We start from the raw sequence: 6,497 nt of genomic DNA on the forward strand, positions 1-6,497 counted from the left end.
ATAACAATTGGGTTTGATAATTAATTTATAACACTTTTAGGTGTGCTTAGCTATATATAACGTTATTCCAAAGCTTGGTCACAAATGTGTCATCGTCATGGACAATGCCAGATTTCATAAGAACAAACGTATCAAAAAGCTATTAAACCGACACGGTCACCGTATACTCTGGCTACCGCCTTACAGTCCTGATCTAAATCCTATTGAACACAAATGGGCTGAGGTAAAAAAGCTCAGGCAGGGCTGGGGTGAGAATGATCTAAATCATTTATTCAGCAATGTCTGCTGTTACAACTTTAAGTTGGATTGACTATATCTTATTTAAGATCAGATAAAATAAATGACTATTTATTGAGGATATGAGTCTTTATGAATTGTTGATCGGGATTTTCTAAATCATCATTTTAAACCCCTTAACAAATCATTATTTTTCTTGTAACAACAAATAAGATAGAGGATTTCTTTACTCACACTGAGATTCTAACCATTTACATAGTTTAATAATATCATCCTGATTTTTCTTTAATTCCTTGCAAACGAAGTAAAATTGGTCCCCTGTTAGAAATTCGTGCATTGGAATTCTAACGATATTTTGTTTATAAGCGTCATCCTGCATCATATAATTATTGGTAAGAGTAATGCCCAGATTGTACCTTGCGGCTTCTATCGCTAGTAGTACATGACTAAAATGATTTATCTTTATATCGCTTGGCAATTCAAATCCGCCTGCCTTACACCACCGCAGCCAATCCTCTGCTGTATTCACGCTTGTATCTGCATATCTCACAGACAATATTGGATGCCGCCACAATGCGTCAGGAAGGGGTTTATCTCTTATTTTCTCCCAAAGCTTTTGACCACACACAGGATATAAAGTTTCAGTAAATAAAAACTTACTGATGAAAGCATGTGGAGGAGGATCGACGGTGATATAACAATCGGCCCTTTGCTCATTATAATCAGAGGGATGATTAACCATATCTAAAGTAAGTTCTATTTCTGGATACTGTCTATAGAAGTCTTCTAGTCGAGGAATCAACCAATTCACTGCGACTGAACTGTACAGAGCTAAGCGTATATGCCCAGGTTTTCCATGTTTAATAATCTGACTACTATCTGAAAGTAGACCCAATGCGCCACTCACATCTGTGAAATAACGCTCACCAACCTCTGTCAACGAAAAGGTCCGGCCTTGCCTGTAAAACATTGCTTCCCCAAGATACTCTTCAAGGATGCGTATTTGGTGACTCACGGCACTTTGTGTCACATTGAGGCTTTCTGCTGCTTTTGAAAAGCTGTTAAGCCGTGCAACGGACTCGAAGCACTGTATTGCACGCAGCGGTGGTAAATCCATTATTACCTCAGGTAATACTAAATATGTTTTATATCATTATACATCATACCGTTACTTGAATATACTGCCTGACAGATCGTTAAATCAGCATGAACCCATTGGGGTTTTAACAGTTTCTGAATACAGAGTAGGGCGAGGAGGCTAAGAATGCCAAAGATGAGTGTTGCATTTGCCATGACGCTATTGGTACTAGGAAATATCATTGCGGTCTTCTCAGACGCCTTGATAAAGGCCTTGCCCTCTGAGACGGCGGTATATCAATTTATCCTGTTTCGTCAATGCACAGCGGTTTTAATGCTGTTGCCATTTTGTTTGATCTATAAAAAGAGCAAGTTATTCAGTAATATAAAATGGCACTTTGTTCGTAGTCACGTGTGGTTATTGGGTGTGATATTCATGGTACTGTCTCTTCAAGCACTGCCTCTTGCGACTGCGAATGCTATTTTTTATGCCGCCCCTTTATTTGTATTACCACTGGGTTTTTTATTTTATAAAGACAGATTAAATTTTCCGACTATCGCAGCCTCTATATTAGGTTTTGCTGGTATCCTCGTTATTGTACAACCGAAACAGATCAATTTAGGGGCGGTGTTTGCCCTTATAGTGGCGGTAACCATGGCGCTAAACAATCTGTTAGTTCGTAAACTTCCACAACATCATACTGTCTATCAAACGCTACTTTTGACCAATTTATTAGGAATCCCATTCTCGCTTGGTTTGGCTATTTGGGAAGGACAGCCATTTGATTGGCACTCATTGATTACGGCCGCCAGTTCAAATGTATTTATTTTGATTTATGCAGGTATATGCGTACAGGTGTATCGACACATTGAAGCGTACAAAGTCTCTAGTGCGGAATACTCAGGTTTAATAGGGGCGGTGGTGGTTGGAATCATATGGTTTAATGAAGTGCCAAATATGACTTTGTTAGTAGGGTCTGCGCTGATTATTCTACCTTTGATATGGCTGGCTACTCTTGAATCTATGAGGTTTAGACAAAAAATTGGGTAGGATAATAGCTTTTAAAACCTAATCAAGCTGACGTGCCATAAATAATAAGAAATAATAAAAGTTATGAATAAGACTAAAATGTTATTTAACGTTTACATCGGTTCATGCTTGACGAAACTGTAGATTACTTGTTAAACACTATAATAAGTCGGTTGCATGATTAAAAACTTCCAAGTTGGTTCTTATGTATCTAATAGTATCGTGTCTATAAAAAAGACAAACTGTTATTTAAAATACCTCAACTATTCAGCTGTTAGCCCTGCTTTAACACCCGATAAACCGTAGCCACCCCAACACCAACCGCCTTAGCAATCTCCTCTTTCGTCATATTGTTTTGACTGGCCAACTCTCTAATACGATTATGTTTCACTGTATTGGCTTTCTTACCTGTGGGCTTATAACCACTATTCGCTAACCCCTGCTTAATACGCTCTCTACGCTTATCGTTATCAAGCTTTGCCATCGTTGCTAACAAGTCGATCAGCATATGGTTAATCACTGCTAGGATCTCACCTGTCATGCCCTTACTTACCGTATGTGTGGTTGGTAGATCGGCCACCACCAATCGCAAGCCCTTGTCTTTGATGCGCTGCTTTAGAATTGCAAAATCATCTTGAGATAGCCTGCTTAATCTGTCCACGCTTTCAACCAGCAGAATATCGCCTTGATCAGCGTCCTTTAATAGCTTAGCTAATACTGGCCTATCGAGCTTTGTACCACTGAAATGCTCAACGTACTCAACATGGTTATCGTTATAGCTTTGGCTAAAGCTAATCAAGTCAGACAAGGCTCTCTTAGCGTCTTGATCCTTAGTGCTGGCTCTCACATAAATACGAACGGTCATAACGCCACCTATATTATTTAGACTTAATAACCAATGTTCATTGATAATAATAAGATATTACTATCATTTAACATTAATAACAAGCCTAATGATAGATATATTATCGTTTAGAGGTTTTATTTTTTAGGTATAGTGCAATGGGAAGATAGAACTAAGACAATTAAAGAGCTGATTAAAGAACTCCAAAGTTTTGAGGATCAAAACTTGATTGTTATGATAACTAATGATGAAGGTGAAACATTTAACTCGGTAAAGTTGGTTAGCAAAGGGTTTGTAGCTAATAAAGATGATCCTGATAAATATAAGAAAGTTTATTGTGCTTTACACTTCCAAGCTTTAAGACCATCTAAGACAGTTAGTTAGTTTTTTAATCCCTAAACCCATGAAAATCGGTTAGGGGGTGATTTTGTTGCCGTGTGCAGAGAAAAGCAAGTCAAAGATTTTTTTACTAGCTGCTTTAACGATAATCATTATTTAAGATAATCTCGTTAAAGCAGCTATGACTTAACTCTTAAATGTTAAAAGTTAAAAGTTAAGGGTAAATTTGAAAAATTAAGGAGTTAAAATGACTTTACGACATTCTTCTTCACGCTTTTCGAAAATTTCATAACCTTTAGCAGCGTCAGACAAATTCATACGGTGAGTAATAATAGCTTCAGGTGATAAATCACCATTTTCAATATACTCTAATAATTGTGGTAAATACTTGTGTACATGGGTTTGGCCCATTTTGAAAGTAAGCCCTTTATCAAAAGCGTCACCAAATAAGAAACCATGAATGGGTCCTGCATACACACCAGGAACACTAACGACCCCGCCACGACGCACAGCTGCAATACATTGACGTAAAGCTGCACCACTTGACCCTTCAATTTTCAAATTGGTCATTATTGTTTCTAGCATACTGCCTTTGGCTTCAAAGCCAATCGCATCAATAACGCCGTCAACGCCGCGATGTCCTTTGGTCTGTTCAATGATGAATTCAGCAGCATCTACCTTATCGAAATTAACCGGAATAGCCCCGTACGTATCTTTGGCATACTGCAAACGGTAGTCATTATGATCTACTACGAAGATCTGCTCAGCGCCTAACATTTTGGCACAAGCTGCTGATAACAACCCCACAGGACCCGCACCATAAATAGCTACGGTTGAACCTTTAGTAATATTGGCATTAGTCACCGCCTGCCAAGCAGTTGGTAAAATATCTGATAAAAATAAAACCTTCTCATCTGACAGTGAGCCAGGTACTTTGAACGGACCAAAATTACCTTTAGGAACCCGTACAAATTCTGCTTGTCCACCAGGAATCCCACCATATAAATGGCTAAAACCAAATAAAGCAGCCGGTGGCGGAATTATTTTTTTATTAATAGCAGCGCCTGGGCCTGTATTTGTAGTCTCACAAGCGGACATTAGGTCATGCTGACAGAAAAAGCAGTTACCACATGCGATAACAAAAGGAATAACAACTCTGTCGCCTTTCTTAACAGCAGTGACTTCAGAGCCTACTTCTTCAACCACACCCATAAACTCATGACCGAAAATATCGCCTTCCTCAGTTGCAGGCATTTTGCCACGATATAAGTGTAAATCTGAGCCACAAATTGCAGTTGCAGTCACACGTAAAATAACATCATCTTTTTCTTGCAGTTTAGGTTCTGGGACATTGTCCACTCGCACATCTTTAGCACCGTGGTAAGTTAAAGCACGCATAATTTCTCCAATTAAGTAAAGATTGCAAAATCTCGATAAACCAATAATCTGTGATAATACAAGATGAAAGTTATTAGAATCAGTGGTTTATGTTATCTAAGTTAAGTATTACTCAATTATATTAGCACCTTGAAAATCGAGATTTATAATCAACGTGTGTTAAAAAGGTTGCGTGTTGTAAGTGAAAAGTTGTAGTGGTCAACTAATTTAGGATACTAATAAAATTCAAACCTACATCGCCATTCCTTATAACCCTGAGTCGAGAACGGATAATAATTATAAGCGTTGGGGCAACTTTTATGACCGCCAAGATCTGTTAGTAGGTGACGAGTTATGGCAGCTTGTGTCAGGTGGTCAATTTTCACTCAATGATATGGTTGATATTTTTAGAGAGGTCGGTTCTGAGTCTAAAGAAGATATCGAGAAGGCTTTAAAGAGCCTTTCCTAAAAAGTGTGTAACTATCATTTAGATTGTAGAAGTACTTACACGAAATTTAGGAAAGGCTCTATGATTCCTATACATTTTACGCTAGAAAAAACCAAAGGCTTTATGTCAAAATAGCGGGAGGGAATGTAGATTCTTATTTATTACACCCCACTCTCAACTTGAAATAAGCAATTCGAACTGAAGAGGTGGGTTGCCAAGTTGTTTATTGAGTACAGAGCACAAATTATGCGACAGAATCTTACGAATCAATCGATGAGACAAATGCCATAAGTCCTTTGCTCGTACCTTTTGTATATTAAATCGTTCAGATAACTGACTGATCACAGTTTCAACGATACGGCGGGATTTCATTAATCGTCTTACTACAGCTTTAGATCGGTCATCCTTCATATTACGTCTGAGCGGTGTTTGTAGATCCACCCCTTGAGCGTCATAGTATTGAACAAGTTTAGGGCTGATATAGCCTTTGTCAGCGCCAAGTAGACCGTGAATATGACTAGTAATATCTGGAGCAACTTCTCTTTCATCAACATTGGCAGGGGCGATAGTAAATCCCTTAATCATGCCCGATAAGGTAACAAGCAAGTGACCCTCAAAGCCATAGTATTTTTCTTGCTTGGCTGCACAGTAACTGAAAGCGGCTAGGTCTTGATAGTTTTTATGCCTGTAAGCTCGTCCATAATGACAAACAGGTATAGGAAAGCCATCAATCAGATGAACATTATCACGACCTTCGATTTCACTGACTTTATCCTGTATCCGTTTTTTCACTTGCCATAGATTGCTGCAGTGCTTGGCAAAGTTAGGGTACGAGCCTATAGCTGGAAACCAAGCTTGCCAATGCTGGGTAAAGTATTGCCAGATCTGTTTATCTTGATCCATATTCAAAAACTCACCTACCAGCTCCATGCAAATAATTTCAGGGTCAGTGAGTTTAGGGGCGTAACCTGCACCTCGCAATGGTTTGGTGACAACTATTTTGTAATATTGCTCTACCATTAAATAGATATTGATGATAAATTCTTCTATGGGCATCTCATTACTCCATTGTGTTCTTGGTCGAAAACAATAGGTTAGTGAGATGCTCTTCTTTTTTCAATCACTTTCGAAGTTGAGAGTGGGGT

8 protein-coding genes are annotated in these 6,497 nt (G+C 38.6%); 4 read left to right on the top strand and 4 right to left on the bottom strand.

Going from position 1 to position 6,497, the window contains the following annotated elements:
- Positions 1-40 precede the first annotated feature (40 nt).
- Positions 41-310, top strand: a complete 270-nt coding sequence (locus B2866_RS06025) for a transposase (protein WP_296191584.1) — start codon at positions 41-43, stop codon at positions 308-310.
- Positions 311-463: 153 nt separating this feature from the next.
- On the opposite strand, the gene B2866_RS06030 is transcribed toward B2866_RS06025, so the two are convergent.
- Positions 464-1,354, bottom strand: a complete 891-nt coding sequence (locus B2866_RS06030) for a LysR substrate-binding domain-containing protein (protein ID WP_296191586.1) — start codon at positions 1,352-1,354, stop codon at positions 464-466.
- A gap of 156 nt (positions 1,355-1,510) precedes the next feature.
- Here B2866_RS06030 and B2866_RS06035 point away from each other — a divergent pair, with 156 nt between their 5' ends.
- The gene (locus B2866_RS06035; RefSeq protein WP_296191588.1) at positions 1,511-2,365 is read left to right on the top strand and encodes a DMT family transporter; all 855 of its coding nucleotides are present in this window, start codon (positions 1,511-1,513) and stop codon (positions 2,363-2,365) included.
- A 253-nt stretch (positions 2,366-2,618) separates the two neighbouring features.
- Here B2866_RS06035 and B2866_RS06040 read toward each other — a convergent pair whose 3' ends face one another.
- Complete coding sequence (locus B2866_RS06040) at positions 2,619-3,209, bottom strand: recombinase family protein (protein WP_144296423.1); 591 nt, start codon at positions 3,207-3,209, stop codon at positions 2,619-2,621.
- Positions 3,210-3,341: 132 nt separating this feature from the next.
- On the opposite strand from B2866_RS06040, the gene B2866_RS06045 reads away from it, so the two are divergent.
- A complete protein-coding gene (locus B2866_RS06045) occupies positions 3,342-3,572 on the top strand; it encodes a hypothetical protein (protein ID WP_296191591.1) in 231 nt (76 codons plus the stop codon).
- A 189-nt stretch (positions 3,573-3,761) separates the two neighbouring features.
- Here the strand turns inward: B2866_RS06045 and B2866_RS06050 are convergent, their stop codons facing one another.
- The gene (locus tag B2866_RS06050) at positions 3,762-4,925 is read right to left on the bottom strand and encodes a zinc-dependent alcohol dehydrogenase (protein WP_200663390.1); all 1,164 of its coding nucleotides are present in this window, start codon (positions 4,923-4,925) and stop codon (positions 3,762-3,764) included.
- 223 nt (positions 4,926-5,148) lie between these two features.
- On the opposite strand from B2866_RS06050, the gene B2866_RS13255 reads away from it, so the two are divergent.
- Positions 5,149-5,373, top strand: a complete 225-nt coding sequence (locus tag B2866_RS13255) for a TdeIII family type II restriction endonuclease (protein WP_409520904.1) — start codon at positions 5,149-5,151, stop codon at positions 5,371-5,373.
- A gap of 153 nt (positions 5,374-5,526) precedes the next feature.
- On the opposite strand, the gene B2866_RS06055 is transcribed toward B2866_RS13255, so the two are convergent.
- Positions 5,527-6,408 (bottom strand): IS982 family transposase, encoded by an 882-nt coding sequence (locus B2866_RS06055; protein ID WP_296191596.1) that lies wholly within the window; start codon positions 6,406-6,408, stop codon positions 5,527-5,529.
- Between the last annotated feature and the right edge of the window lie 89 nt (positions 6,409-6,497).

The sequence above is a fragment of the Psychrobacter sp. UBA3483 genome (assembly GCF_002377905.1).
Classification (GTDB): domain Bacteria; phylum Pseudomonadota; class Gammaproteobacteria; order Pseudomonadales; family Moraxellaceae; genus Psychrobacter.